General features: G+C 71.7%; 25 protein-coding genes and 2 pseudogenes. 12 read left to right on the top strand and 15 right to left on the bottom strand.

Features of this window, described 5'->3' with window-relative positions:
* Positions 1–8: 8 nt before the first annotated feature.
* Entirely contained in the window at positions 9–461 is a 453-nt protein-coding gene (locus LY13_RS17245) for a hypothetical protein (protein WP_253829493.1), read from the top strand.
* Between the two features lie 40 nt (positions 462–501).
* Positions 502–939: an SRPBCC family protein gene (locus tag LY13_RS17240; RefSeq protein WP_253829492.1), complete on the top strand. Its 438-nt coding sequence runs from the start codon at positions 502–504 to the stop codon at positions 937–939.
* A gap of 192 nt (positions 940–1,131) precedes the next feature.
* Here the strand turns inward: LY13_RS17240 and LY13_RS17235 are convergent, their stop codons facing one another.
* The 4 genes from LY13_RS17235 to LY13_RS17220 all read right to left on the bottom strand — a co-directional run bounded on the left by LY13_RS17235 (position 1,132) and on the right by LY13_RS17220 (position 6,619).
* Positions 1,132–2,811: a fumarate hydratase gene (locus LY13_RS17235; RefSeq protein ID WP_253829491.1), complete on the bottom strand. Its 1,680-nt coding sequence runs from the start codon at positions 2,809–2,811 to the stop codon at positions 1,132–1,134.
* A 407-nt stretch (positions 2,812–3,218) separates the two neighbouring features.
* On the bottom strand, positions 3,219–4,367 hold the full coding sequence (locus LY13_RS17230; RefSeq protein ID WP_253829490.1) for a sigma-70 family RNA polymerase sigma factor: 1,149 nt from the start codon (positions 4,365–4,367) through the stop codon (positions 3,219–3,221).
* A gap of 282 nt (positions 4,368–4,649) precedes the next feature.
* A complete protein-coding gene (dtd, locus tag LY13_RS17225) occupies positions 4,650–5,075 on the bottom strand; it encodes a D-aminoacyl-tRNA deacylase (RefSeq protein WP_253829489.1) in 426 nt (141 codons plus the stop codon).
* Positions 5,072–6,619 carry a DUF7782 domain-containing protein gene (locus tag LY13_RS17220; protein ID WP_253829488.1) on the bottom strand — a complete coding sequence of 516 codons (1,548 nt, stop codon included), beginning with the start codon at positions 6,617–6,619 and terminating at the stop codon, positions 5,072–5,074. Before LY13_RS17220 ends, dtd begins: the two co-directional genes overlap by 4 nt.
* Before the next feature lie 142 nt (positions 6,620–6,761).
* On the opposite strand from LY13_RS17220, the pseudogene LY13_RS17215 reads away from it, so the two are divergent.
* Positions 6,762–7,070: pseudogene (locus LY13_RS17215) on the top strand (DUF3099 domain-containing protein); the annotation flags it as partial.
* Positions 7,071–7,227: 157 nt separating this feature from the next.
* On the opposite strand, the gene LY13_RS17210 reads toward LY13_RS17215, so the two are convergent.
* Positions 7,228–8,124, bottom strand: a complete 897-nt coding sequence (locus LY13_RS17210) for a carbohydrate kinase family protein (protein WP_253829487.1) — start codon at positions 8,122–8,124, stop codon at positions 7,228–7,230.
* Positions 8,121–9,083, bottom strand: coding sequence for a pseudouridine-5'-phosphate glycosidase (locus LY13_RS17205; RefSeq protein ID WP_253829486.1), 963 nt, complete (start codon positions 9,081–9,083; stop codon positions 8,121–8,123). Before LY13_RS17205 ends, LY13_RS17210 begins: the two co-directional genes overlap by 4 nt.
* 60 nt (positions 9,084–9,143) lie before the next feature.
* Between LY13_RS17205 and LY13_RS17200 the strand changes: the two genes are divergently transcribed.
* Positions 9,144–9,398 (top strand): DUF3039 domain-containing protein, encoded by a 255-nt coding sequence (locus LY13_RS17200; RefSeq protein ID WP_253829485.1) that lies wholly within the window; start codon positions 9,144–9,146, stop codon positions 9,396–9,398.
* Positions 9,399–9,503: 105 nt separating this feature from the next.
* Here the strand turns inward: LY13_RS17200 and LY13_RS17195 are convergent, their stop codons facing one another.
* Positions 9,504–10,769, bottom strand: coding sequence for a YihY/virulence factor BrkB family protein (locus tag LY13_RS17195; RefSeq protein WP_253829484.1), 1,266 nt, complete (start codon positions 10,767–10,769; stop codon positions 9,504–9,506).
* A gap of 351 nt (positions 10,770–11,120) precedes the next feature.
* Here LY13_RS17195 and LY13_RS17190 point away from each other — a divergent pair, with 351 nt between their 5' ends.
* The gene (locus LY13_RS17190) at positions 11,121–12,848 is read left to right on the top strand and encodes a DEAD/DEAH box helicase (RefSeq protein ID WP_253829483.1); all 1,728 of its coding nucleotides are present in this window, start codon (positions 11,121–11,123) and stop codon (positions 12,846–12,848) included.
* 214 nt (positions 12,849–13,062) lie between these two features.
* Here the strand turns inward: LY13_RS17190 and LY13_RS17185 are convergent, their stop codons facing one another.
* Entirely contained in the window at positions 13,063–13,242 is a 180-nt protein-coding gene (locus LY13_RS17185) for a DUF7455 domain-containing protein (RefSeq protein ID WP_183652685.1), read from the bottom strand.
* Between the two features lie 262 nt (positions 13,243–13,504).
* Here LY13_RS17185 and LY13_RS17180 point away from each other — a divergent pair, with 262 nt between their 5' ends.
* The gene (locus tag LY13_RS17180) at positions 13,505–14,377 is read left to right on the top strand and encodes an EamA family transporter (RefSeq protein WP_253829482.1); all 873 of its coding nucleotides are present in this window, start codon (positions 13,505–13,507) and stop codon (positions 14,375–14,377) included.
* A 350-nt stretch (positions 14,378–14,727) separates the two neighbouring features.
* On the opposite strand, the gene LY13_RS17175 is transcribed toward LY13_RS17180, so the two are convergent.
* Both LY13_RS17175 and ppgK read right to left on the bottom strand, forming a co-directional pair.
* Positions 14,728–16,137 carry an RNA polymerase sigma factor gene (locus LY13_RS17175; protein WP_253829536.1) on the bottom strand — a complete coding sequence of 470 codons (1,410 nt, stop codon included), beginning with the start codon at positions 16,135–16,137 and terminating at the stop codon, positions 14,728–14,730.
* A gap of 206 nt (positions 16,138–16,343) precedes the next feature.
* A complete protein-coding gene (gene ppgK, locus LY13_RS17170; RefSeq protein WP_253829481.1) occupies positions 16,344–17,105 on the bottom strand; it encodes a polyphosphate--glucose phosphotransferase in 762 nt (253 codons plus the stop codon).
* 180 nt (positions 17,106–17,285) lie between these two features.
* Between ppgK and LY13_RS17165 the strand changes: the two genes are divergently transcribed.
* Positions 17,286–18,077, top strand: coding sequence for an inositol monophosphatase family protein (locus tag LY13_RS17165; protein WP_301299239.1), 792 nt, complete (start codon positions 17,286–17,288; stop codon positions 18,075–18,077).
* A 95-nt stretch (positions 18,078–18,172) separates the two neighbouring features.
* Here the strand turns inward: LY13_RS17165 and cei are convergent, their stop codons facing one another.
* Positions 18,173–18,859 carry an envelope integrity protein Cei gene (gene cei, locus LY13_RS17160; RefSeq protein WP_308216356.1) on the bottom strand — a complete coding sequence of 229 codons (687 nt, stop codon included), beginning with the start codon at positions 18,857–18,859 and terminating at the stop codon, positions 18,173–18,175.
* 478 nt (positions 18,860–19,337) lie between these two features.
* Here cei and LY13_RS17155 point away from each other — a divergent pair, with 478 nt between their 5' ends.
* On the top strand, positions 19,338–19,646 hold the full coding sequence (locus LY13_RS17155) for a DUF4193 domain-containing protein (RefSeq protein ID WP_253829479.1): 309 nt from the start codon (positions 19,338–19,340) through the stop codon (positions 19,644–19,646).
* 190 nt (positions 19,647–19,836) lie between these two features.
* On the opposite strand, the gene LY13_RS17150 is transcribed toward LY13_RS17155, so the two are convergent.
* Positions 19,837–20,451 (bottom strand): DUF3093 domain-containing protein, encoded by a 615-nt coding sequence (locus tag LY13_RS17150; RefSeq protein WP_308216355.1) that lies wholly within the window; start codon positions 20,449–20,451, stop codon positions 19,837–19,839.
* A 24-nt stretch (positions 20,452–20,475) separates the two neighbouring features.
* On the opposite strand from LY13_RS17150, the gene dut reads away from it, so the two are divergent.
* Positions 20,476–20,940: a dUTP diphosphatase gene (gene dut / locus LY13_RS17145; protein ID WP_253829478.1), complete on the top strand. Its 465-nt coding sequence runs from the start codon at positions 20,476–20,478 to the stop codon at positions 20,938–20,940.
* On the top strand, positions 20,940–21,635 hold the full coding sequence (locus tag LY13_RS17140) for a DUF3710 domain-containing protein (RefSeq protein ID WP_253829477.1): 696 nt from the start codon (positions 20,940–20,942) through the stop codon (positions 21,633–21,635). Before dut ends, LY13_RS17140 begins: the two co-directional genes overlap by 1 nt.
* 46 nt (positions 21,636–21,681) lie before the next feature.
* On the opposite strand, the gene LY13_RS17135 is transcribed toward LY13_RS17140, so the two are convergent.
* Positions 21,682–22,416 carry an alpha/beta fold hydrolase gene (locus LY13_RS17135; RefSeq protein WP_253829476.1) on the bottom strand — a complete coding sequence of 245 codons (735 nt, stop codon included), beginning with the start codon at positions 22,414–22,416 and terminating at the stop codon, positions 21,682–21,684.
* Between the two features lie 189 nt (positions 22,417–22,605).
* On the opposite strand from LY13_RS17135, the gene LY13_RS17130 reads away from it, so the two are divergent.
* A complete protein-coding gene (locus LY13_RS17130; RefSeq protein ID WP_183652659.1) occupies positions 22,606–22,983 on the top strand; it encodes an OB-fold nucleic acid binding domain-containing protein in 378 nt (125 codons plus the stop codon).
* Between the two features lie 41 nt (positions 22,984–23,024).
* A pseudogene (locus LY13_RS17125) lies at positions 23,025–23,795 on the top strand (DUF3159 domain-containing protein); the annotation flags it as partial.
* Positions 23,796–24,090: 295 nt separating this feature from the next.
* Here the strand turns inward: LY13_RS17125 and LY13_RS17120 are convergent.
* Together LY13_RS17120 and LY13_RS17115 are read right to left on the bottom strand one after the other, a co-directional pair.
* Positions 24,091–24,747, bottom strand: a complete 657-nt coding sequence (locus tag LY13_RS17120; protein WP_253829475.1) for a potassium channel family protein — start codon at positions 24,745–24,747, stop codon at positions 24,091–24,093.
* Positions 24,748–25,413, bottom strand: coding sequence for a potassium channel family protein (locus LY13_RS17115; protein WP_253829474.1), 666 nt, complete (start codon positions 25,411–25,413; stop codon positions 24,748–24,750).
* Between the last annotated feature and the right edge of the window lie 23 nt (positions 25,414–25,436).

Raw genomic sequence — 25,436 nt, 5'->3', positions numbered from 1 at the left:
AGAGGAACATGAGATGGAAACAGACGATCCTCGGCGCGGTGGCCGGCCTGCTGGTGTTGTCGGCCTGCGGCCAGGCGCCCGGCGAACAGGACGCGGGCGGAGGTCCGCCGGAATCCGCGTCGGAGCAGTTCAAGAAGCAGCCCGCCGAGCACGAGGCGAGGAACGGTCCGGTACCCGAATCCCAGCTCAACGCGCGGGGCCTGCCGGAAGGCTTCCCGCGGGAGGCCTCGGCCCGCGACACCGAACTGACCATCACCGCGCAGGAGGGTGGCTGCGGCGAGGCGAGCGCCGAGGTGACCGACCAGAGCGCCGACACGGTGACCGTCCTGCTCGTCGAAACCGAACCCGCGGGTAAGAAGATGTGCACCATGGACATGCGGTACCCGCCGGTGACGGTGGACCTGGACCAGCCGCTGGGGGAGCGCACGCTGGTGCTCGAACACACGAAACGCAAGGAGTGAACGAGCCTACCGGCGAGTAGGTTCAGGCTAGGGTGGGCGCATGACACGACAGGTCAGCCTCACCCGCAGGATCCCCGCGAGCGCGCCGGAGATCTTCGCCCTGCTCACGGACCCGGACAAGCATCCGATCCTCGACGGCTCCGGCACCGTGCGCGGCGCGCGCGGCGGCAACCCGGAACGGCTCGTGCTCGGCTCCCGGTTCGCGATGGACATGAAACTGGGCGCGAAGTACCGCATCACGAACAAGGTCGTCGAGTTCGAACAGGACCGCCTCATCGCCTGGCGGCACTTCTACGGACACCGCTGGCGGTGGGAACTGGCCCCGGCCGACGACGGCACCACCGATGTCACCGAGACGTTCGACTGGGCGCCGGCACGGATCCCGTTCGTGTTCGACCGGTCACCGATCCCGCGCAAGAACGAGGCAGCCATCCGCAAGAGCCTCGAACGACTGGCGGAGCACTTCGGAGAACGGTGACGACAGCAGAACGGTGGCCGACGGGGCGGTGACGGTGGAGCGGGCCACCGTGGCACTGTGAACCGGGCGCTGTGAACCCGCCCAGGCGGCCCGGGCGGTCCGATTCCGGTGGTCTCCCGGCCGCATCGGGGCGCGGCCGGGAGACCACCGGAGCCGCGGGACGTCGCCCCCGAGGGCGGGTCCCGCGCGTGCTCAGCGGAACGAGATCTGCAGCACCGGTTCGGAGGTTTCGGCGAAGAAGTCCCCGCCCTTGTCGTCCATGACGATGAACGCCGGGAAGTCCTCCACCTCGATCTTCCAGACCGCCTCCATGCCGAGCTCCGGGTATTCCAGCACCTCGACGCTGGTGATGCAGTCCTGCGCGAGCCGCGCCGCGGGGCCGCCGATCGAGCCCAGGTAGAAGCCGCCGTGTCGCTGGCACGACTCGGCGACCTGCTTCGACCGGTTGCCCTTCGCGAGCATGACCATGGATCCGCCCGCGGCCTGGAACTGGCTGACGTACGAGTCCATACGCCCGGCCGTGGTCGGCCCGAACGAGCCCGAGGCGTAGCCGTCCGGCGTCTTGGCCGGGCCCGCGTAGTACACCGGGTGGTCGCGCAGGTACTGCGGCATCTCCTCGCCGGCATCGAGCCGCTCGGCGATCTTGGAGTGCGCGATGTCGCGTGCCACGACGAGCGGTCCGGTCAGGCTCAGCCGCGTTTTCACCGGCAGCTGCGAGAGCTGCTCGCGGATCTCGTCCATGGGCCGGTTCAGGTCCACCGGTACGACCTCGTCGGACAGGTCCTCGTCCGTGACGTCCGGCAGGAACCGCGCCGGGTCGCGTTCCAGCTGTTCGATGAACACGCCGTCGGCGGTGATCTTGGCCTTGGCCTGGCGGTCGGCCGAGCAGGACACGGCGATGCCCACCGGGCACGACGCGCCGTGCCGGGGCAGGCGGATGACGCGCACGTCGTGGCAGAAGTACTTGCCGCCGAACTGCGCACCGATGCCGAACTGCCGGGTCATCTCGAGGACCTGCTGTTCGAGGTCGGTGTCACGGAAGCCGTGGCCGAGCGTCGATCCCTCGGTCGGCAGGGTGTCGAGGTCACGGGCCGAGGCGAGTTTGGCGACCTTGAGGTTGTACTCGGCCGACATGCCGCCGACGACGATCGCGAGGTGGTACGGGGGGCAGGCCGCGGTGCCGAGCCCGCGCAGCTTCTCGTCGAGGAACTTGGCCAGCCGCTTCGGGTTCAGGACGGCCTTCGTCTCCTGGTAGAGGAACGTCTTGTTGGCGCTACCGCCGCCCTTGGCCATGAACAGGAACTCGTACGACGGGTCGGTTCCGTCGGCGGGATCGGTGCCGTCCTTGTGGTACAGCTCGATCTGGGCGGGCAGGTTCGTGCCGGTGTTGCGCTCCTCCCAGAAGTTCACAGGCGCCATCTGCGAGTAGCGCAGGTTGAGGTCGCGGTAGGCCTCGAAGATGCCGCGCGAGATGGCCTCCTCGTCGGAACCGCCGGTGAGGACACCCTCGGTGCGCTTGCCGATCGTGATCGCGGTGCCCGTGTCCTGGCACATCGGCAGCACGCCGCCCGCGGAGATCGCGGCGTTGCGCAGCAGGTCCATGGCGACGAACCGGTCGTTGCCGCTGGCCTCCGGATCGTCGACGATCGACCGCAGCTGCTGCAGGTGCGACGTGCGGAGCAGATGCTGGATGTCGGTGATCGCGGTCCGCGCCAGCGTGGTCAGCGCCTCCTGCGACACCTCGAGGAACCGGCGCCCGGCCGCCTCGACGACCGTGACGCCGTCGGATGTGACGAGGCGGTACTCGGTCTCGGTGTCCTTACCCTTCGGGAGAACGTCGGTGTACTCGAACTGGGGAGTGGAAGAGGTCACGGTAGCTGCTCGCCTCGCACGCGGTCGGTAAAGGACGGTTCACGAAACGAGCCGACAGTACAACGACAGCGGGGCCGGGTGGATCGGCCGGGCGTGGCAGGCGATGCAGATCACGGCACCCCGAGTGGACTCACCGTCGCCGGGGCCGCCTACCGGGGGCGAACACGATGAAGGCCGGGCCCCACCCCGAGGGACCCGGCCTTCGACGGACAGCCGGCACGCTCCGTGGAACGCGTGCCGCGTTGCCCTAACCCCACTAGGTAGACGTCCGGTTGGCCGAAAGGTTGCGTGGTTTCGGCATCGGATTGTCCGTACCAGTCGTGATCCGGGTTACATCGGGCGGCGCGGCGTTCCAGGGGACGCGTTTCCGGTGCGCACGGTGCTCGGCGGCACCTGCGGGGAGGGCCTCAGCCGGCGTAGGCGCGGAGCTTGTCGGCCCGCTCGCCCTGCCGCAGCTTCGCCATGACCTCGCGCTCGATCTGCCGGACCCGCTCCCGCGAGAGGCCGAAGTGGCGGCCGATCTGGTCGAGCGTGCGGGGCTGGCCGTCGTCGAGGCCGTAGCGCATGCGGATGACGTTCTGCTCCCGGTCGTCGAGCGTGCCCAGAACCCGCCGCATGTCGTCGTGCAGCAGCCCCGAGATGACGCTCGTCTCGGCGTCGGCCGCCTCGGCGTCCTCGACGAAGTCGCCCAGCGGGGCGTCCTCCTCGTTGCCCACGGGCATGTCGAGGCTCACCGGGTCGCGCGCGTGGTCGAGCAGCGTGGAGACCTTGTGCACCGGAATGCCCGATTCGGCGGCCAGCTCCTCGTTGGTGGCCTCGCGGCCGTGCTTCTGATGCATGTCCCGCTTGATGCGGGCGAGCTTGTTGACCTGCTCGACCAGGTGGACCGGCAGGCGGATGGTGCGCCCCTGGTCGGCCATCCCGCGGGTGATCGCCTGGCGGATCCACCACGTGGCGTAGGTGGAGAACTTGAAGCCCTTCGCGTAGTCGAACTTCTCGACCGCACGGATCAGCCCGAGGTTGCCCTCCTGGATGAGGTCGAGCAGCGGCATGCCGCGGCCCGTGTAGCGCTTGGCCAGCGACACGACCAGCCGCAGGTTCGCCTGCAGGAGGTGATTCTTCGCGCGGCGGCCGTCGCGGGCGACCAGCCGCAGTTCCCACGCGCGTTCGTCGGCGAGGTCCTCGGTGGAGTCCAGCAGGTGCTGGGCGTACACGCCCGCCTCGATGCGCTTGGCCAGGTCGACCTCTTCGGAGGCGCTGAGCAGCGCCGTCTTGCCGATACCGTTGAGGTACACGCGGACGAGGTCGGCCGCTGGGCCCTGAGCGTCGAGGTCCTCGAGCTGGAGGGCGGCGCGTGCCGTCGGCTCGGCGGGCTCCGGTATCGACGCCAGAGCGCTCTCCGCGCCCGTGGTGTCGGCGTCGGCGGCTTCGTCGCCGACGGTCCCTGTGCCGACGGTGGCCGGTTCGACCGCACCGACCGTGGGCGTCGGGACGTCGGCCGCGGTGTCGCGGTCGCGGATGTCCCGGGCCTCGCGTTCGAGAGTCTGGACGGTCATTCTGCCTCCCCGGATGGCGGGCTCACGTGCGGTGCGATGCGGCGGGCGCCCGCCGCCTGTGTGTTGCCGCGCGGTGTTCCCCGGAAAAGTCGATCAGACCCGGGGATCCGTTACGCACCGGCCGGCTTCGTGGCCGGTTACCTCGAACAACGTCGACCCACGCGAAATCGTTCCCGGGGTTTTCCGGTGCTGTGCAACGCCTCACGTTCGGGTTTGGCGCCGTCGACGGGCACGTGGGGGAGCGATGGGCGTCAGACGCAGGGGAGGTGGTGGAGCGGGGCGTCAGACCTCGACGAGCACCGTGAACGGACCGTCATTGACACTGCGAACCTGCATCATCGCCCCGAAATGGCCGGTTTCCACGTGTGCACCGCGTTCCCGCAGCGCGGAGACGACCGCGGCCACGAGCGGCTCGGCCTGTTCCGGGCGGGCCGCGGCCGTCCACGATGGACGCCGACCTTTGCGGGTGTCGCCGTAGAGGGTGAATTGGCTGACGACGAGAAGGGGCGTATCGGCGGTGGCACACGACTCCTCGTCGCGGAGCAGTCGCATTTCGTGCAGTTTTCGCGCCATGATGTCTGCTTTGTCGGACGTATCGTCGACGTGAATTCCGAGCAGCACCAACAAACCCGGCTTGTCGAGCGTTCCGACGACCTCGTCGCCCACGGTCACCGTCGCTTCGGTGACCCTCGTCACGACCGCCTTCATCGCACCGCCGCCCCGGCGGGCGCCGTCACGGGAATGCCCCCGGCCGGTTCGAGCATGCCGTGCCGGACGAGTTCCCGGACCAGCGGCGTCGCGGTCTCCCGAAGCTGCGTCACGTCCTCCCCGTGCGCCGCGGCCAGCAACTCGAGCAGGTCCTCCAACGGCAGCAGACCGCGGCAGCCGCCCAGCAGCGCGGTGACGAGCTCGTCGACCTCGTGCTGCCAGCCGGGGCCGTCGAGCCGGTGCAGCCGCCGGATCGACGTCTCCCAGCCCTCGTCCGACGGCGCGTCGATCCGTTCGAGCGCGACGCTGTCCGGCACCCGGAACGGTGTGGCCAGCAACGCCGCGTCGTCGCGGGACCGCAGCCACTCCACCCGGTCCAGCCACAGCGCAGCCTCGGTGCCTAGCGGATCGTCGTAGGCCTGCCGCAGGTCCTCGCACACGATCGTCGGTTCGCCCGCGGTCTTGCGGAGCGTGACGAACCCGAAGCCGATCCCGCGGACGTCGTGGGCGGCGAACCAGTCGAGCCACGCCTCGGCCTTGGCGATCCCCTCCGGCGACCGGGGGTCGAAACCCTCGTCGCGCAGCCAGGTGCCGACGTACAGTGCCGGATCGGCCACGTCGCGCTGCACGAACCACGCGTCGGTGCCGTGCGGCAGCCAGCGGGTCACGCGGTCGGACCAGTCCTCGTCGCCGACGTGCAGCCACGACGCCAGCAGCTGTCCCACTCCGCCGTCGGTGAGCAGCGACGGCAGCTGCCGCACGACGAGGGCGCTCGCGTCGTCACCGCCCAGGCCGGAGTCGCGGTAGGTGTAGTCGACCCGCGGCGGGCCGACGACGAACGGCGGGTTGCACACGATCTGGTCGAACCGGCGGCGTGCCACCGGGGTGAACCACTCGCCCCGCACGAGTTCCACGTCGAGCTCGTTGAGCAGGAAGGTCGCGCGGGCGAGCGCGAGCGCCCGCTCGGAGACGTCCGTTGCGGTGATGTGCTCGGCGTGCGTGCTGGCGTGCAGCGCCTGCACGCCGTTGCCGGTGCCGAGGTCGAGCAGCGACCGGACCGGCCTGCGGCTCGTCGCCCGCACGAGGCTCAGCGACGCGTGCCCGACGCCGAGCACGTGTTCCCGGTCGACCGGGCGGCCCAGCTGGTCGGAGTCCAGGTCGGCGACCACCCACCACGAGGTCTCGCCGTCGCTGTGGGGCCGGATGTCCAGGCCTGCCCGGAAGCCGTCACCGTCGGGTCGCAGAATGCCCGCGGCGACCGCGTCGGCGGCAGACAGGGGAGCGAAGGCCGCGGTGACCTGCTCGGCCGGTTCGCGGCGGCCGAGCAGGAACAGCCGGATCAGGGTGCCGAGCTCCCCGGCGTCGGCGCTCGCCCGCAACGCGGGCAGCGGCTCACCGCGGCCCAGTGCGGCGTGCGCCGCCGCGCCCAGGGCGTCGGTGACGCCGTCGGCGTCGTACCGGCAGCGGAGCAGCGCCTCGCGCAGCCGGGCGCAGACGTCGGGCGTGAGTGCGGGAACGGTCTCGGAGGATTCGCCACTGTTCACGGTGCGTCATCGTCGCACGGCTCGCGCCCGTGGGCCCGCGTGTGGTCGCCACGAGCGAAGATCGGATCACACGTCCTCGCCCGCGCCCCGCCTGTCGCCGCGCGGGCCGCGGTGGGAGCATGGATCGGTGGAGGTGAGGCCGGTGGAGGAACGCGACAGGTCCGACGATCCGGTCCTGATCACCGAGGCGGCGCCCTCCCACGACGACGAGCTCGCCGCCCGGAAACGCAAGTACGTCCTCACCATGGGGATGCGCTTCCCCTGCCTGGTCCTGGCGGGCGTCTTCTACCAGACCTGGTGGCTCGCGCTGGCGCTGCTCGTGCTGTCGATCCCGCTGCCGTGGATCGCCGTGCTGGTCGCCAACGACCGGCCACCCCGCAAGACCGAAGAGGTCAACCGCTATCAACGGGAGCACCGTCGGCTGGAGGCGACGCCGCACCAGGTGATCGACGTCGCCGGAGCGCAGGGCGCGCCCGCCGGGGAGACGGCGGCGCAGGCCGGACCGCAGGCGCGGTACGGCGACGGTACGGCTCCGGGACGCGACAGCTAGCCCGATCGCCGCTCCGGTGGGCACACGGCTGCGCCGCGATCCCCGAGGGTGGGCGTGCTCAGGCGGGCAGCGACCCGGGCGCAGGCTGCGCGCCCACCCGGCTCACGACGTGTGCGCCGAACCGCACCCCCGAGGTGAGGCAGTCGCGGACCGGTTCGCCACGCAGCCGTGCCGTGAGCAGGCCCGCGTTGAAGGCGTCGCCGGCGCCGGTGCTGTCGACGCACGACGCGGGCCGGGCGGGCACGGTCCACAGTCCGTCCCGGTCGACCCAGGCGGCGCCGTCGAGTCCGGTGGTCACGGCGACGGCACCCACGTGCCCGAGCAGGTCGCGCGCGGCGGCCGGGTCGCCGGACCCGGTGAGCGCGGCCAGCTCCGCGGCGTTCGGCAGCAGCAGGTCGACCCCGCGGACGTCGGCCAGGAACCGTTCGGGGTCGGTGATGAGCGCGGCCGCCTGCGGATCCACCGAGGTCGGCACTCCCGCCGCCCGTGCGGCCTCCAGCGCAGCCAGGCCCGCCGGCCGCGACGACGGGTCCAGCAGGACGTAGCCGGACAGGTGCAGGTGCTCTGCCCCCGCGAGTGCCGCGGGCCCCACCGTGTGCACGTCGGCGGCGCAGAAGTGCTTGTTCGCGCCCCGGTCGGGCAGCATCGTGCGCTGTCCGTCGGGATCGACGAGGACGACGACACAGCAGGTCGCGGCGTCGGCGTCCACGGCGAACGCGCACGTCACGCCCGCGGCTTCGAGCTCGGTCCGCAGCAGCCTGCCGCCCGGGTCGTCGCCGACGCGGGCCAGCAGCACCGGATCCGCGCCCGCCGCGCGCAGCCACAGGGCGGTGTTGGCACCCGCCCCGCCACCGGTGAGTCCGACGCTCGCCCGGGTGTCGCCGCCGTGGACCAGCGGCCCCTCGTGCCGGGCCACCACGTCCAGGCCGGCGTCGCCGACCACGACGACCCTCATCGGATGAGCTCCACGGCGACCCGCGAGGCCAGCTCGGCGTTGGCGACGACGAGTTCCTCGTTGGCGTCGAGGCTCGCGCCGCCGGACGCGGTGTGGAAGTGCTCCAGCAGCACCGGCGTGACGTCGGCGCCGCTCACCGCCGCGTCGCCGACCTTAGCCAGGCCCTCCGCGAGCAGGCGGTCGTGCAGGTCGCGATCCATCTCGGCCTCGGCAGGAATCGGGTTGGCCAGCAGCATGCCCGCCGACGAGAACGCGCGGTGCGCGGTCATCGCCCCGGCGACCCGGTCGGGGCCGTCGACCCGGTGCGGCACCGGCAGCCCCGAGGAGCGCAGGTAGAACGCGGGGAACTCGTCGACGCCGTAGCCGAGCACCGGGACGGAGCCGGTCTCGAGCACTTCCAGCGTGGCGGGGATGTCCAGGATCGACTTCATCCCGGAGCACACGACGAGGATCGACGTACGGCCGAGCACCGCGAGGTCGGCCGAGACGTCCCACGTCGTCGACTCGCCCGGCAGGGGCAGATGGACGCCGCCGAGGCCACCGGTGGCGAACACGTCGATGCCCGCGGCGTGGGCGAGCACCGAGGTGCTCGCCACCGTGGTCGCCCCCGAACCGCCCGCGGCCAGCGCGGGGCCGAGGTCGCGCGCGGAGAGCTTGTCGAGCTCCGCATCCGGCGCGCACACCCGTTCGAGCTGGGCGCCCGTCAGACCCACCAGCGGTGTGCCGTCCAGCACCGCGATCGTGGCGGGGACCGCGCCCGCGCGGCGTACCGTGTCCTCGAGCCGGGCCGCGACCTCCAGGTTCCGGCCGGGCGGCAGGCCGTGCGAGAGGAGCGTGCTCTCGAGCGCGACGACCGCGGCGCCTGCGTCGAGCGCCTCGGCGACCTCGGTCGAGAGTGTGACGGGACCGGCGGCGGTGTCCGCGGCCCTGCGGGCGGCGTGGTGGGGAGTACTGGTCACAGCGCGCAATCCTGGCCCATAGGCATCCACTCTCGTGTCCGCGGGTGGCAAACTGGTGGCATGAGCACTGCAACGCTGCCTGATGTCGACACCCGCCCCGAGGGCACCGAGAGCACCGACGACGACCGCCCCGAGGTGTTCCACTACGTGCAGAAGAACAAGATCGCGGAAAGCGCGGTCACGGGCACGCACGTGGTGGCGCTCTGCGGCGAGGTCTTCCCCGTCACGAAGTCCGCGAAGCCGGGCTCGCCGGTGTGCCCCGACTGCAAGAAGATCTTCGAGGGCCTGCCTCCCGGCGGCGACGACGACGAGTGACACGCCCGCCCGCCGGGTGACGGGTCCGGCCGCGCGGTGGTAGCGCGTTCCGGCCGGGGTCGCAGGGCTCCGGCCGGGATCGTGCGGACACGCCCTGCGGAGCCGTCAGGCGTCGGTAGCCCGGTCGCCCGTCGCGTGCGGGTCGTGCGGTGCCGGGGCGCGCCGGGCCGCATCGTCGGCCGGGTCGTGCTCTGCCGTGTCCTCCGGTGGCGGGTTCTCCCGTGCCGCGGCGCCCGGCGGGGTGCGGTCCTGCCGGGGCCTGCGGATCGGCAACGTCGTGCGGTCCTCGACGGAGTACCGCTCGTCGGCCTCGATCCGTTCCGCGACGCGTGCGCGTTCGAGTCGTTGCCAGGAACGACGCTGTCGCCGGGTCGGCTTGGCAGGCCAGAGTTCCTGGATGGCGCTGTTGAAGTAGGCGCCCGCGACGATGGCCAGCCCGATGAAGAACGCGAACAGCAGGAACGCGATCGGCGTGGCGAGTGCGCCGTACGTGTAGCCGGTCGTGGTGATCCAGCCGATGTAGAGGCGCAGGCCGACACTGGACAGCAGGAAGATCACCATGGCGAGCACGGCACCGGGCAGGCCCCGGTGCCACGGCAGCTTGCGCGGCAGCGACAGCTTGTACAGCGTCGCGAGGGCGAGCACGAGCGCCAGGCCCGCCGTCGGGTAGTACAGCGTGCCGACCCACGCCGACACCGTCGGTCTCCAGTCCGTGGGGAAGAAGTCGGGCAGCAGATCCGGCCCGATCGCGATGATCGGCAGGCCGACGATCAGCAGCGCGAGGCTCGCCATGTACAGCAGCAGCGCGAAGAGCCGCTGCCACACCTCGTTGCGGACGCCGTACTGGTCGTGGGCGACCGTGATCGCGTCCACGAACGAGGCCATGGCCGAGGAGCCGGCCCACAGCGAGATCAGGAAACCGACCGAGACGATCTCGCCCTTGCCGGTGGTCAGGATGTCGTTGACGGTCGGCTCGATGATCCGCCGGACCACGCTGTCGCTGAAGACCGTCTCGGCGAATCCGATGATGTTGTCGTGGACGCGCGTCACGACCTGCCGACCGAACCAGTCGCCGATGTAGCCGATGCTGCCCAGTAGGCCCAACAGGAGCGGCGGCAGCGACAGCGTCTGCCAGAACGCGGCCTCGGCGGCCTCGGAGAAGACGTTGCCTTCCCAGGCCTTGTTCAGCGTGCGGCCGAGCAGGCGCAGCGGGCCCTTGCGGCGGCGCGGCGCGGTCCCGCTCTGCGACGGCGAGCGTTCCGCGGCGCGCGCGGGCGGACCGGGGTGACGCTCGTCGCCACCGCCGTCGTCCCCGTCCGGCCGATCGGGCGGGTCGTCGCCGGTGGGCCTGCCGGTGTTCTGGTCGTTCATGACGGGTCCCAGCATGCTCTATCGGGGCGGCGTTGGCGCGTCCGCCCGGGACATCGGCCCGGGCGTGTCGCACGAAAACGCCTCGCCGGGCGATCTCGGGGGCCCGGCCGTGGCCCGGTCCCGTCGGACGGTCCGGGTACTCTTTCCGACGCGCCCTCACCACGCGGCCGCCACCGGAGCCGGCCGGCGCGGGAGGGTTTTGCTGTGCGAGCCCGCCGCGTGGCGGGCGCCCGAGAGCGGGTCACCGGGAGCCGGTGGCCGTGGTCGGTTCTGGTGGGAAAGGGGAGTGCATCGGCTGTGTCGGCGACGTCGGACCAGGAGGCGGCTCGGACGCGCCGCGAGGAGCGCGCCGTGGCCGCACCGGAACCCGACAGCGACGCGACGGCGCGGCCGCTGCGCGCGTGGCAGCGGCGGGCCCTGACGAAGTACCTCACGCAGCGGCCGAAGGACTTCCTCGCCGTCGCGACGCCGGGAGCCGGTAAGACGGTGTTCGGCCTGCGGGTGGCCGCCGAGCTGCTGTCCGACCGCACGATCGACGCGATCACGATCGTCACGCCCACCGAACACCTCAAACACCAGTGGGCGTCGTCCGCAGCGGCCGCGGGCATCGCGATCGACTCGAACTTCCGCAACACCACGGGCGTCACCTCGTCGGACTACCAGGGCGTCGCGGTCACGTACGCGCAGATCGCCGCGCATCCGAACCTGCACCGGGTACGCACGGAGAACCGCAAGACGCTGGTGATCCTCGACGAGATCCACCACGCCGGCGACGCCAAGTCGTGGGGCGAGGCGATCGAGGAGGCGTGCACGCCTGCGGTCCGCAGGCTGGCCCTGACCGGTACGCCGTTCCGCAGCGACGACTCGCCGATCCCGTTCGTCACCTACGAGCCGGACGCCGACGGGGCCCTCCGCAGCAAGGCCGACAGCAGCTACAACTATTCCGACGCGCTCGCCGACGGTGTCGTGCGGCCCGTGGTGTTCCTGGCCTACTCCGGGGAGGCGTCCTGGCGCACCAGCGCGGGGGACGAGTTCACCGCGCGCCTGGGTGAACCGCTGACGGCCGAACAGACGGCGCGGGCCTGGCGCACCGCCCTCGACCCGGGCGGGGAGTGGGTGCCGTCGGTGCTGCAGGCCGCCGACACGCGGCTGTCCCAGCTGCGGGCGAACGGCATACCGGACGCGGGCGGTCTGGTGATCGCGAGCGATCAGGACTCCGCGCGCGCCTACGCGAAGATCCTGCAGCGCATCGCGGGCGAGCAGCCCGTCGTCGTGCTCTCCGACGACCCGAAGGCCACGCAGCGCATCGGCGAGTTCGCGGACTCGACGGAGCGCTGGCTGGTGGCGGTGCGGATGGTCTCCGAAGGCGTCGACGTGCCGCGGCTGGCGGTCGGGGTGTACGCCACGAGCGCGTCCACACCGCTGTTCTTCGCGCAGGCCATCGGCCGGTTCGTGCGTGCGCGCAAGCCGGGGGAGACGGCGAGCATCTTCCTGCCGAGCGTGCCGGTGCTGCTCGAGCTGGCGAGCCAGCTGGAGGCCGAACGCGACCACGTGCTGGGCAAACCGCACCGGGAGAAGGAGGGCTGGGACGACGAGCTGCTGCTCGCGGCCAACCGGACCGAGGACGAGCCCGGTGAGGAGGAGAAGGCGTTCACCTCACTGGGCGCCTCGGCCGAGCTCGACCAGGTGATCTACGACGGCGACTCGTTCGGCACCGCGGTGTTCTCGGGTAGCGAGGAGGAGCAGGAGTACCTGGGGCTACCGGGGCTGCTGGAGCCGGACCAGGTGCGGGCACTGCTGCGGAAACGGCAGGAGGAGCAGCTCGCCGACGAACAGCGGCGGAAGCCGAAACAGCCCGAGCCGGCACCCGAGCCCGCGGCGCGCCCCCAGGCGGTCGGGGAGCGGATCCATGCGCTGCGCAAGGAGCTCAACACGCTGGTGGGCGTCTACCACCACCGGACGAAGAAGCCGCACGGCGCGATCCACAACGAGCTGCGCCGGATCTGCGGGGGCCCGCCGACGGCGATGGCGACCGTGGAGCAGCTCGAGGAGCGGATCGCGACCCTGCGTTCCTGGTGACCGGTTCCTGGTGACCGCCCCACCCGGGCGTGGAACCGGGACGAGGCGTCGCACCGAGAAGGGGCGGAACCCGAATTATTCGGGTTCCGCCCCTTCTGCGTGTCGGTTGCTGATGTCATGTCGGTGCGAGTCTCACAACGGCGCTCTCTGTCCCGCTCCGCTGCGCCCCGCCCCGGCCGCCCGACAAGCCGTGTCGACGGCTGGTGATGGCTTCTCAGCGCTGAATGTCGGCGTCCTGTTCCTTCAGCTTGGCCTCGTACTCACGGCCGTGGTGTCCGCAGAAGAGCAGTTCGCCGCCGCTGGGGAGTACCGCTCGCAACTGGGCAGCGGCTCCGCACCGGTCGCAACGGTCCGCGCGGGTCAGTTCGGGGCGGGTGAGCGTCGGTGAAGTCATGGGAGTCTCCCTCCGTCCCGGCATCGGCGCGCCGATGCCATCAATTCAGCCGCGAGAACGAAGTCGGCTCTGGTGCCGCTTTCGTTGTTCGCTGCCGTCCACTCTTACAGACGTTGTGGCGCTCGCAAGTGTTCCCGCGTCGGTGGGAGGTGTGTCACGTCGTGGCAGACCTTGTGTCGACGGCCGTTTCGTGCGTGGTCACCGCCACGGCACGCGTAGGCCCCTCAGCAGGGCATTTTCGGTGGTCGGGCACCATCGTCGTGTGAATATCTCGGCTGCGAAACGGCGAATCGACGCGGTTCCCGCACCGGCCCTGTTCGTTCTCAGCGGAATTTCGATCTACGTGGGCGCGGCCGTCGCCGTATGGCTTTTCGAGGCGTCGAGCCCGGCAGGCGTGGCGTGGCTGCGTTGTCTCGGGGCCGCTGTGATACTTCTCGCATGGCGCAGGCCCGGACGGGAGGCGTGGCGAGGCAGGCCGCTGCTGCTGGCGGGCACGTTCGGCGTGGTCACGGCGTTGATGAACGTCGTCTACTACGAGGCGATCGCCCGCTTGCCCCTCGGAACGGCCACCGCCATCGAGTTCGTGGGCCCCGTCCTGGTGGCCGCGCTCGGCTCGCGCACGAGGCGGGACTTCGCCGCACTGACCCTCGTCGTGGCGGGCGTGCTGGCGATCGCCGACGTGCAGTGGAGTGGCAGTCCGGCGGGTGTGGCGTTCGCGCTGGCCGCCGCGGCGGCCTGGGCCGGCTACATCGTGCTCGGCAAGAAGGTGGCGCTCGGCGGTAACGGCATCGACAGTCTCGCGGTCGGCTTCACCGTCGCCACGGTGGTGCTGAGCCCGCTGGCGCTCGGTACCGGAGGCGTGTGGGGAGAACCGGACCTGCTCCTGCTCGGCATCGGCGTCGGCCTGCTGTCGACCGTCGTGCCCTACGGGCTGGACCAGGTGGTGCTGCGACGCGTCGGACAGGCGCGGTTCGCGGTGCTGCTGGCGCTGCTGCCGGTGACCGCGACGGTCGTCGGCCTGGTCGTACTGGGACAGGTGCCCGCGGTCACGGAGGCGATCGGGATTCTCGCCGTCGTCTGCGGCGTGCTGCTGCGCTCGCGCGGCCCCGACGAGTCGGTGCGCGAACCTCCCTGACGGGACGTGGTGCGGTGCCGCGGCGGAGGCGGTGCCGCGGCGGGCGCCGACATGGCGCCGGCGGCAGGCCCTCCGGTCATGACTCAGGACCATGACTCAGGACACAGTGGACGGCGCGGTCTCCCCGGGAGAGTGAGAAACCGCGCCGTCGCCGTATCGGTCCGGCCATACGGGACGATCCGGCCGTCCACGTCGGACACCACGGAATCGTCGGACACCACGGAATCCCGGCCACGACGTCCCCTGCGGCAGGGTGCCGGACACGAGATCGGGCCGGACATGACAATGGCCGCCGACCCGCGCTGTGCGGATCGGCGGCCATGGTCGGGCCGTGACGCCGGTTTCGTCCGTCAGTCCAGGTAGTCCCGCAGGACCTGCGACCGGGACGGGTGGCGCAGCTTCGACATCGTCTTCGACTCGATCTGGCGGATCCGCTCGCGCGTGACGCCGTAGACCTGACCGATCTCGTCTAAAGTCCTCGGCTGGCCGTCGGTGAGGCCGAAGCGCAGCCGGACGACGCCGGCCTCACGCTCGGACAGCGTCTGCAGCACCGACTGGAGCTGGTCCTGCAGCAGCGTGAACGACACGGCGTCGACGGCGACGACCGCCTCGGAGTCCTCGATGAAGTCGCCGAGCTGCGAGTCGCCCTCGTCGCCGATGGTCTGGTCGAGCGAGATCGGCTCGCGGGCGTACTGCTGGATCTCCAGGACCTTCTCCGGGGAGATGTCCATCTCCTTGGCGAGCTCCTCGGGGGTGGGCTCGCGGCCGAGGTCCTGCAGCAGCTCACGCTGGATGCGGCCGAGCTTGTTGATGACCTCGACCATGTGCACCGGGATACGGATGGTGCGCGCCTGGTCGGCCATCGCGCGGGTGATCGCCTGGCGGATCCACCACGTGGCGTAGGTGGAGAACTTGAAGCCCTTGGTGTAGTCGAACTTCTCGACCGCACGGATCAGGCCCAGGTTGCCCTCCTGGATCAGATCCAGGAACGCCATGCCGCGGCCGGTGTAGCGCTTGGCCAGCGACACGACGAGTCGCAGGTTCGCCTCGAGCAGGTGGCTCTTGGCACGCTCGCCGTCGCGGATGATCCACTTCAGGTCGCGGCGCATCTGAGTGGTGAGCTTCTCGCCCTTTTCCTCGATGACGCGCATGCGCTCGGAGGCGTACAGGCCGGCCTCGATGCGCTTGGCGAGCTCGACCTCTTCCTCCGCGTTGAGGAGGGCGACCTTGCCGATCTGCTTCAGGTAGGCGCGGACCGAGTCGGCCGACGCGGTGAGCTCGGCGTCCTTGCGGGCCTGCCGCAGGGCCTCCGACTCCTCCTCGTCCCAGACGAAGTCACCGTCGGCGGTCTGCTGCTTCTTCTTGCCGCTCGGAGCCTCCTCGGATTCGGCCTCGGCCTCCTCGGCGTCCTCCTCGGTCACCGTGGCGTCGACGACATCCACCTCGACCGCGTCGACGTCGAGGTCGGACAGGTCGACGTCCTCGACATCGGCGCCGTCGAGGTCGGGTTCCTCGCCGTCGGCCTTGGGCTTCGCCTTGGCGGAACCCTCCGACTTGGCCGTCTTGGTGGACTTGGCGGAAGACTTCTTCGCGGCCGTCTTGCGCGCAGGCTTGGTCGCTGTCGCTTCCGGCGCCTCGGCGCCGTCGGCGGCCGCCGTCTCCTCGGCTGTCGCTTGCTCGGCGGCGCTCGTTGTCTTCGGCCCGCTTCGGGTTGCGGTCTTTGCGGCTGCCACGTACGCCCTTTCGCAGCGGTCGATCATGACGAACCGGTACGCATGCGTCCCGGCTGCCTTGGATTCGGGGGACATGCCCCCGGCCTGCGGTTTCGCATCCCGCAGTCGAGGGCCGTGTTCCATTGTAACGACGTCGCCCCACGGAGTCGGGGCGCGATCATGTTTTTCGCCGTCGGAAACCCACCGTCCGCCCGGCCGCCGGGGTGTCGACGGTGGTGCGGCCGGGCCGGTGGTCAGGGTTCGATGCCCTCGGCGGCGGCCGCGGCCGCGCCGACGATCCCCGCGTTGTTCTGCAGCGATGCCGCCACGACCGGCGTGCGGTTCGTCAGCAGGGGTACCCATTTGTCGGACTTCTTGCTCACCCCGCCGCCGACGACGAACCGGTCCGGCCAGATCAGGTTCTCGAGCACGGTCAGATAACGATCCACGCGCGCCGCCCATTCCGGGTACGAGAGACCCTCGCGGTCCTTCACCGACGCGGCGGCCCTGGTCTCGCCGTCGTGGCCGTCGACCTCGATGTGGCCGAACTCGGTGTTGGGCATGAGCTTGCCGTCGTCGAACAGGGCGCTGCCGATGCCGGTGCCGAACGTCAGCAGCGCGACGACGCCGCGACGCACCGCCGGGTCACCGAAGCGCATCTCGGCCAGGCCCGCAGCGTCGGCGTCGTTGAGCATGGCGACGTCCTCGCGCGCGCGGCCGAGCCGCTCCGCGAACAGGGCGTCGGCGTCCGTGCCGATCCAGCTGGGGTCGATGTTGGCCGCGGTGTGGGCCACCCCCTGCTTGACGACGGCGGGGAGCGTCACACCGACGGGGCCGTCCCACTCGAAGTGCCGGACGATCTCGCCCACGACGTCCGCCACGGCGTCGGGCGTGGCCGGATGCGGCGTCTCGATGCGCATTCGGTCGCCGATGAACTCGCCCGTGTCGAGGTCGACGAGAGCGCCCTTGATCCCGCTCCCGCCGACGTCGATGCCGAACCCCCGCGTCGCCGCCATCGGCGTCGCCCCTTCCTGCTCGATTCAGATTCCTGGCCGGAGACTGTAGCGGGACCGGGGCCGGGGTGTGGTCCTATAGGTCCCGTGGACGCGATCGAACCCGAATCCGAAACCCCCGAACCACACCGTTCCGCCCCCGCGGACGACTCCGCCGGTGCCGGTGCCGTGCCGCACGCCGACCTGCTCGACGTCGCCGAGCGCGTCGCCGTCGAAGCGGCCGCGTTCGTCGCCGCCGAACGCGAGTCGATGCTCGACGGGGCGGGCGTGGACGTGCGGACGAAGAGCAGCCGCACCGACGTCGTCACGGCCGTGGACGTGGCCTCGGAGAAGCTCATCCGCGCCCGGCTCGTCGAGCTGCGGCCCGGCGAGCCCGTCGTCGGTGAGGAGGCAGGCGGTGACGCGGGCGACGGCGGTGTCACGTGGGTGGCCGACCCGATCGACGGCACCGTGAACTTCCTCTACGGCCTGCCCGAGTTCGCCGTGTCCGTCGGGGCGCAGATCGACGGCGTGTCCGTCGCGGGCGCGGTCGTGGAACCGGTGAGCGGCCGCCGGTGGACGGCTTCCCGCGGTGGCGGCGCGTGGCTGGACGGTCGCAGGCTGGCGGTGTCCCGGCCCGAGGGGCTGGACATGGCGTTGATCGGCACGGGCTTCAACTACGTGGCCGAGCGTCGGAAGAAGCAGGCCGCCATGGTCGCCGAGCTGCTCGGCCGGGTGCGGGACATCCGGAGGGGCGGTTCGGCCGCGCTCGACCTGTGCCACGTCGCGGCGGGGTGGCTGGACGGCTACGCCGAGCACGGCCTCTCGCGCTGGGACTGGGCGGCCGCCGCATTGCTGGCCGAGGAGGCCGGTGCCGTCGTGTCGCTGCCGGGTCAGGACGCCGAACTCGGAATCGACGGCACGCTGGCGGCCTCGCCCGTGATCGCCGGGCCGCTGCGTGAGGCGCTGATCGACTGCGGCATGGGCGGCATCTGACCGGGGCGCTCGCACCCGGTGGCGGTGGGCGCAGCAGCGGGCGGTCCGCTCGCGGGTCGCCGGGGGTAGGACGTGCCCGTCGGCGGACAGCGGCTTCAGCAGTGCTCGGGCTCGGTCTTGTCGAGGAGCTCGCGGTCGACGAGTGAGCTCGTGCCGGACGCTCCGCCCGCGGACTGCTCGCTACCGGACGTCTCGCCCTTGCTCGAGCTCTTCAGCTGATCCAGGACGTCGAGGGCCTCGCTCGTGGGCCGCACGTCGTTGAAGGCCGAGCCGATGGCGAGGTCGACGGTCGCGTCCTTCCTGCCGTCCTCGACGAGCTGCAGGCAGGGGTCGATGAGGCGGAGGGTGCGGGCGGCGGCCTCGCCGTTGGGGCCGTAGCGGAGCTGGCCGTGGCAGGAGGCTTCGCCCTTCGGGTAGGCGTCGTCGTTGGCGGGCTCGCCGAGCTGGGTGAACCCGAGCTGTTCGAGGGCCGACGTGGTCATCGCGGCTTCGCCGCGCAGCCCGCTGGCGTTGAGCACCTGGACGTTTACCCGGTGCGGCGGCGCGGGCTGGGTGCTGGACAGCGCGTCGTACGGCTGCGGGTTGAAGGTCACTCCTTCGGGTGGACGTGCCGAGGGGCTGCAGCGGATCGCCTCGTCCAGATCCTCCGTGGACGTGACCACGTTGATCCAGATCGCCGACGCCGCCAGGCCCAGTACCGCCACCACGATCAGTGCGGGCAGCGGCTTGCGCTTCCGGTACGGCTTGACACGGCTTCTCCGGAAGCCCCCGGTCCCCGACACCACTGCGCGTCCCTTCGCCGATACCCGCCCAACTACCGTCCATGTCGCCGCTGATCAGCTTAGGCGTTACAGCGGCGGCGCAGGCCGGGACCCGCCGGGGACACCCCGTCCGGCCCGGTCACGGCGTCGTCGACGGGGTCGTCGGCCCGGTGTGAGGGTGTGTTCCGAGGTTCATGGGTCGCGGCACCACATCCCGGGTAGCCCGCCGTTGTCGAAATCAAATGACCCGCTCGAGTGACATGCCGCAAGGTCGGGGTGACCTGCTGTGGAGCCGGGTACGCGGTGGGCTACCCTCTCCGGGCTCCCGGGCTGTGGCGGTGTGTGACGCAGGTGGCAACACCGATGAGACGACACTCACCTTTTTCCCGGGCACAAACACAGGCGCTGGAACGTTGACCAGCGGAAGCGACAGGACCGCCGGAGATCGCCTCCGACGGTCGCGTATCGAGAGAATTGCTGATCGCAGGGGTGAAGGACAATGGCGACCGACTACGACGCTCCGCGCCGCAGTGAAGCGGACGAGCTCGCCGAAGACTCGCTGGAGGAACTGAAGGCGCGGCGCAACGAGAACCAGTCCGGCGTCGTCGACGTGGACGAGGACGTGAGCGCCGAGAATTTCGAGCTTCCGGGCGCCGATCTGTCGGGGCTGTCCGGTGAGGACCTGACCGTGAAGGTCGTGCCGAAGCAGGCCGACGAGTTCACCTGCTCGGTGTGCTTCCTGGTGCACCACCGCAGCAGGCTCGCGGAGGAATCGGGTTCCGAGCTGATCTGCCGCGACTGCGCGTGATCCGGGCCCGCCCACGGCGGGACCGGCGGCGGAGGGGGGCGACACAGGCGACACGAGAGCGGCCGGGTGATGGGTGCCATCACCCGGCCGCTCTCGTCGTGTTGCGCGGTGGTCGTGTCGCGATGCCGACGGGCCGCCGGCGCCGACGAGCCGCCGGTGTCGGCGGGGACCGCGGAGGCGGGACGGCCCGTCAGTCGTCGGCGGACGGCGCGTCCGCTGCCGCGGGGTCGACCCGGAGCGGCGGCCGCGCCTCCCGCAGCAGCGTGGCGAGACGCTCGGGGTGGCGGGTGCTGAACAGCCAGTACGGCGTCGGATCCTCCGGGTCGGTCACCTCGACGCGCACGAGCGTGGCGATCCACCCACGGTTGACGACGAACGCCGCGGGGTCGAGCTCGGGCCCGAGTGTCCGGCGCCGCATGTCCTTGTCGACGACGTCGACCGCGCCGACGTGCCGGAGGGGCAGGTGGGCGTCGCCGACCCACAGCTCGGGCTCGGAGCCGCCGGTGACCCGGACCTCCAGCCGCCCGAAGCCGAGCAGCAGCAGCGCGGCCAGCGGCAGCAGGACGACGTACGGCAGCCAGGCACGCACGCCGGGATAGCCCATGTGGACCTCCGCGGCGAGCAGGGCGGCGCCGACGAGGGGCAGCGGCCAGCCCCACCACGCCATGTACAGCCGTTCACTGAATCGGACCTCGGCGTCGGCCGCGGGGTTCGTGTCCCGGTCGCTCCCGTGGTTGCCCTGGGCGTCGTCGGGGTCGGGCGCCGGGTCGTCGCCGTCGGGGCGCGCGCGTGCACTCGTGCTCACGGGTCCAGGGTAGTCTCGCCAGCCGTGTCCAGCGTGCAGGTCCTGTTCTCCCGCGTCGATCCCGACGTTCCCGTCCCGTCGTACGCCCGGCCCGACGATGCCGGAGCCGACCTCGTGACCACGCGGGACGTCGTGCTCGCCCCGGGGGAGCGCGCCGTGGTGGGAACCGGGGTGGCGATCGCGCTGCCGTCCGGTTACGCGGGTTTTGTGCACCCGCGATCGGGGTTGGCAGCGCGCGTCGGACTGTCGATCGTGAACACGCCGGGCACCATCGACGCCGGATATCGCGGCGAGATCAAGGTGTGCCTCGTGAACCTCGACCCGGCCGAGCCGGTCGAGCTCGCGCGGGGTGACCGGATCGCGCAGCTGATCGTGCAGCGCGTGAGCCGCGCGGAGTTCGTCGAGACCGGCGAACTCGAGCCGACCGAGCGGGGGACGGGCGGCTACGGTTCGACGGGTGGGCACGCGACCCTCGGAACGGAGAACTAGTGGGGATTTTCGGACGGAAACGACGACAGGCGCAGGACCCGGAGGAAGCCGGCGCGGAGGCCGGTTCGGGCGACGAGCGGGTGGCCACCGCGGACGGCGCCGGTGACGCCGACGACGGTGCGGGCGCCTCGCCCGCGGACCGGGTCGACGGCGCGTCGGGCCCGTACGACGAGGCGGACGCGCCCGACGACGGCGTGCCGCGGATGGACCTCGGCTCGGTGCGCGTGCCCGTGCCGGACGGCTCGCAGGTGCAGGTCGAGATGGACCAGCAGGGCGGCAACGTACGGGCCGTGCACATCGTGGTGCCGCAGGGCCAGGTGACGGTGAGCGCCTACGCCGCGCCCCGCTCGGGCGGGCAGTGGCGGTCGGTCAGCGACGAGCTCGCCGAACAGCTGCGCGGTGACGGTGCGAAGGTGTCGCTCGGCCGCGGTGAATGGGGGATGGAGCTGTCGGCCGTCATCGGTGAGATGGCGCTGCGGTTCATCGGTGTCGACGGCCCGCGGTGGATGCTGCGCGGGGTGATCGCCGGGCCGCAGACGCAGGCCGCGGAGGCGCCCGAGGTGCTCCGTGACATCGTGCGCGGCACGGTCGTCGTCCGCGGTGACGCCCCGATGCCGGTGCGCACACCCCTGCCGGTGCGCTTGCCCGACCAGGTGGCCCAGCACATCGCGGCCCAGCAGTCCGGCCAGGGCTGACGCGACCCAGCCCGGGTGGCCCTGCTCCGCGAGGGCGAGGCCGGGTTCAGCCGTGTCCGGCGGCTTCTCGCCACGCGGTCAGTGCCGCGTGTCCCGCCGAGGCGGGGTCGGCGCCGAACGTGGCGAGCGGCATCTCCCGCAGTCCGGCCCGGGGCAGCGTTTCCGCCCACGCGCGCGCGTGGGCGGCCGGATGCACCGGGTCGTCGGTGCAGGCGACGACGCCGACCGGGACGGGGCAGCGGGCGAGAGCGTCGAGATCCGGCGCGGGGTGGGCGGCCGCGGCACGCAGTCCCGCGGCGAGGCCGTCGCCGTGTCGGCGCCAGGACCGGGTCAGCTCGGCGGCCAGCCACGGTGGCACGCCGTCGGTCGAGAGGGCGAGTGCGCGCTCCAGACCTTCGCGGTCCAACAGGTCCGCCGAGGCGCGGGCGGCGACCGCGCCGGGGGCCTCGCCGGGTGCGCCGGTCCATGCCGGAAGCACCGCCAGCACGCCCGCGCACCGCGTCCGAGTGCGCAGCGCCCATTCGACGGCCAGCTGGGCTCCCAGCGACACGCCGCCGACGAGGATCGGCCCGTCGGCGGCCCCGGCGGCGGCGTCCAGTCCCGCGAGGGACTCGCGGACGAGTGTCGGGCCCGCACGGGGCCGCGGCGCGGTCACCGCGATCCCGGCCCCGGTCAGCGCCGGGGCGAACACGGCACGGGCGAACACCTCGTCCGACCCCGTTCCGGGCAGGACGGCGGCGTGGGCGGGCGGGGCCGCGCGGGGAGACGGTGTGGCGGGCACCCCGACATCCTGCTCGACCCGGATCCCCGCACCGGTGACGACCCACGAACGGGCATAACGCAGCTCACGTCGTGGCGTCTTGCGGGAGTCGACCTCCGTCGGCTTCCCTGTGCCGTACGGAAGCTACGCTGAACACGTACGGGCCGTGGAATGCCGAGTCGGGGGCCCTCGAAGTACAGGAGCAGGCACATGCCCGCCAAGGACGGCGGCTACTTCAGCCGGTTGGTCAAGAAACTCACCAGCGACGTCGAGACCCTCGACGCCGACGATCTCTCCGAGAAATCCGAAGCGGGCGGCGCGCAGCGCGCGTGCGACTGCCGCTGCGGTGACGAAGTGACCGTTCTCGGACGGTTGCGGAGTGTCGAATTGTGTCCCGCGAGCGAGGCAGCCACGTTGGAGGCCGAGCTGTTCGACGGCACCGACGAGGTCACGCTCGTGTGGCTCGGCCGCAGGCGGATTCCCGGGATCGAGCCCGGCCGGTCCATCAAGGCCCGTGGCCGCATGGCGGACCGCGAAGGCCGTAAAGTGCTGTACAACCCGTACTACGAGCTGCTGCAGCCCACCTGACGCCGCAGCCGGCTCGACGAGAGGATCCGGAGTACTTCCGCGTGACTGCACCCGACCGTGAGCCCGACCGCACCGCAGCGCCGGACGAGACACACGGCTCCGGGCCGGGCCCGCGCGGTGCACCGGGCGAGCAGGACACCGGCGCCGAACGGGCGCCGACGATGCTCGAACAGATGGGCGGCGTCTCCGGGCTGATCTACTCGGGCATTCCCGTCGTGGTGTTCGTGCTGGCGAACGCGATGTTCGGGCTGATGCCCGCCATCTGGATCGCACTCGGCAGCGCCGTGGCCATCACGGTTCTCCGCATCGTGCGCAAGGAGCCGGTACAGCCCGCGATCTCCGGCTTCCTGGGCGTCGCGATCGCCGCGTTCATCGCCTACCGCACGGGCGAGGCCAAGGGCTTCTTCCTGTTCGGCATCTGGACGTCGGCGGTGTACTTCGGTGTGCTGGCGCTGTCGGTGCTCGTCCGCTGGCCGCTCGCCGGGGTCGTGTGGAACGCCCTCAACGGCACCGGCATGGACTGGCGTCAGGACAAGCCGTCGCGGCGCGGTTACGACGTCGCCACGCTCGCGCTGGCCGCCGTGTTCGCGGCGCGGTTCGTCGTCCAGCAGTGGCTCTACGACGAGGACCACACGGGCTGGCTGGCGTTCGCGAAGATCGCGATGGGCTACCCGCTCTACGGCCTGGCACTGCTGGTCGTCGTGTGGGCCGTGCGCCGTTCCGACCGCAGGCTCAAACACCTGCGCGAGGGTGCGCAGCGCACCGACGCCGAGATCGAGGCCGAACTGCGCGCGAAGTACGACCGTCCGCCGCAGGACGCCTCCGGCACGGCCCCGTCGGACACGGCCCCGTCGGACACGGTGCGGTCCGGAACCGTGCCGACCGGTGCGGTCTCGACCGGCGCGACGGGTGCCGGCGCGACGGGAGCAGGCGCGACGCGCAGCGCCGCGGCACCGGACGACGACCCCGGCGACACCTCGACTCGCTGACGACCCCCACGGCAGCGCTCGGCAGCTGCGGTCCGGCCGTACGCGGTCGTGCGAGAACGCCGGCCGCTGAGGGCGCCTCGGCGCCGTGCCTCAGTGGCCGCCTCGTCGCGGCGGTGCCTCAGCGGCCGAGTGCGGCGCGCAGGTCCGGTTCGACCGTCTCCGGCGCCACGAACAGCACCTCGTCGCCGCCTTCGACCGGATCGTCCGGCTGCGGCACGATGACGCGTTCCCCGCGCAGGATCGCCACCAGCGCGGCGTCCCGGGGCAGGTTGAGCCGTTCCACGGGCGTGCCCGCGAGCGGTGTCTCCTCGGGCAGGGTCAGTTCGACGAGGTTGGCCTGGCTCTTGCGGAACGTCATGAGCCGCACCAGGTCGCCGACGCTCACCGCCTCCTCGACCATCGCGGCGAGCATCCGCGGCGTGGACACCGCGACGTCGACACCCCAGCTCTCGTTGAACAGCCACTCGTTGGCCGGGTTGTTCACGCGCGCCACCACGCGCCGCACGGCGAACTCGGTCTTGGCCAGGAGCGCCAGCACGAGGTTCGCCTTGTCGTCGCCCGTGGCGGCGATGACGACGTCGCAGCGTTCGATACCCGACGCCTCGAGCGTCGACATCTCGCAGGCGTCGCCGAGCACCCACTCGGCCGCCTCGACGACCTCGGGGGTGAACTGGCGGGAGAGCCGTTCGATCAGCAGCACGGTGTGCCCGGCCTCGATGAGCTCGGAGGCGATGGACCGGCCCACCGCGCCGGCACCGGCGATCGCGACACGCATCTAGTCGTCCTCCTCGGGAGCGCGGGCGGCCACGGCGGTGACGTCGCCGACGGTGCCGGACTGCGCGGCGACGTACACCTCGTCGTCGGCCTGCACGACGGTCGTGGACGTCGGCAGCACGCCTGTGCCGAAACGCACGACGAACGCCACTCGGACCCCCGCGGCGCGTTCGATGTCCCGCACGTTGCGGCCGATCCAGCCCTCGTGCAGCGGCAGTTGCAGCAGCGCCACCGACCCCGTCGGATCGCGCCACGACGTGGCCACGCCGTCCGGCAGCAGCGTGCGCAGGAACCGGTCGGTCGTCCACGGCACGGTGGCGATCGTCGGGATGCCCAGGCGCTCGTAGACGGCGGCGCGCTTGTGGTCGTAGATGCGGGCCACGACGTGTTCGACGCCGAACAGCTCGCGCGCCACGCGCGCGGCGATGATGTTCGAGTTGTCGCCGCTGGAGACCGCCGCGAACGCGCCCGCACGTTCGACCCCGGCCTCGAGCAGCACGTCCCGGTCGAAGCCCATCCCCACGACCTGCTGGCCGTGGAAGTCGCTGCCGAGCCTGCGGAACGCCTCCTGATCGCGGTCGATGACGGCGACCTCGTGATCGAGTCGTTCGAGGGCGGCGGCCAGGGATGCGCCCACCCGGCCGCATCCCATGATCACCACGTGCACGGTGCCTGATGCCTCCTTGTGCG

Source organism: Prauserella aidingensis (assembly GCF_024171865.1).
Lineage (GTDB): Bacteria > Actinomycetota > Actinomycetes > Mycobacteriales > Pseudonocardiaceae > Prauserella > Prauserella aidingensis.
Note: the sequence above shows the minus strand (reverse complement) of the source record. Positions and strands in the feature narration are given on the sequence as shown.

Excerpts from the sequence above, each read along its gene's own strand:
- LY13_RS17130 (WP_183652659.1), top strand. The coding sequence starts at position 22,606 with ATGCCCGCCAAGGACGGCGGCTACTTCAGCCGGTTGGTCAAGAAACTC.
- ppgK (WP_253829481.1), bottom strand. The coding sequence starts at position 17,105 with ATGGCGGCGACGCGGGGGTTCGGCATCGACGTCGGCGGGAGCGGGATC.
- LY13_RS17120 (WP_253829475.1), bottom strand. The coding sequence starts at position 24,747 with ATGCGTGTCGCGATCGCCGGTGCCGGCGCGGTGGGCCGGTCCATCGCC.
- LY13_RS17200 (WP_253829485.1), top strand. The coding sequence starts at position 9,144 with ATGAGCACTGCAACGCTGCCTGATGTCGACACCCGCCCCGAGGGCACC.
- LY13_RS17175 (WP_253829536.1), bottom strand. The coding sequence starts at position 16,137 with ATGATCGACCGCTGCGAAAGGGCGTACGTGGCAGCCGCAAAGACCGCA.
- LY13_RS17245 (WP_253829493.1), top strand. The coding sequence starts at position 9 with ATGAGATGGAAACAGACGATCCTCGGCGCGGTGGCCGGCCTGCTGGTG.
- LY13_RS17155 (WP_253829479.1), top strand. The coding sequence starts at position 19,338 with ATGGCGACCGACTACGACGCTCCGCGCCGCAGTGAAGCGGACGAGCTC.
- LY13_RS17185 (WP_183652685.1), bottom strand. The coding sequence starts at position 13,242 with ATGACTTCACCGACGCTCACCCGCCCCGAACTGACCCGCGCGGACCGT.
- LY13_RS17230 (WP_253829490.1), bottom strand. The coding sequence starts at position 4,367 with ATGACCGTCCAGACTCTCGAACGCGAGGCCCGGGACATCCGCGACCGC.
- LY13_RS17195 (WP_253829484.1), bottom strand. The coding sequence starts at position 10,769 with ATGAACGACCAGAACACCGGCAGGCCCACCGGCGACGACCCGCCCGAT.
- LY13_RS17210 (WP_253829487.1), bottom strand. The coding sequence starts at position 8,124 with ATGAGGGTCGTCGTGGTCGGCGACGCCGGCCTGGACGTGGTGGCCCGG.
- dtd (WP_253829489.1), bottom strand. The coding sequence starts at position 5,075 with ATGAAGGCGGTCGTGACGAGGGTCACCGAAGCGACGGTGACCGTGGGC.
- LY13_RS17240 (WP_253829492.1), top strand. The coding sequence starts at position 502 with ATGACACGACAGGTCAGCCTCACCCGCAGGATCCCCGCGAGCGCGCCG.